Here is a 266-nt window from a genome sequence, read left to right as displayed (position 1 = left end):
GTCAAGGAAATCCACGAAAGCTTCAAGTACGACAACTCGGGCCTTGGGCCTGCTGCGCAGATTGTTGTCGCCATCCTGATGGCGGCGGTGATGGGCCCAGCAGGCTTTGGTTTAAGCGCTGGTATTGGCGGCGCTGTAGCAACCAGCGTTGCGACGACGGCGGTCACGAGCACGATCAACAACAAGGGTGATCTTGGCGCTGTTTTCAAAGACGTGACGTCTTCCAGCGCCATCAAGGGATACGCCATGGCGGGCGTCATGGCAGG

General features: G+C 58.6%; 1 protein-coding gene. It reads left to right on the top strand.

From position 1 onward, the window contains the following. A partial coding sequence (locus AO388_RS07750) for a DUF637 domain-containing protein (protein ID WP_177343127.1) occupies positions 1-266 on the top strand: 266 nt, incomplete at both ends.

Source organism: Pseudomonas sp. ICMP 10191 (assembly GCF_001467335.1).
Classification (GTDB): domain Bacteria; phylum Pseudomonadota; class Gammaproteobacteria; order Pseudomonadales; family Pseudomonadaceae; genus Aquipseudomonas; species Aquipseudomonas cerasi.
Note: the sequence above shows the minus strand (reverse complement) of the source record. Positions and strands in the feature narration are given on the sequence as shown.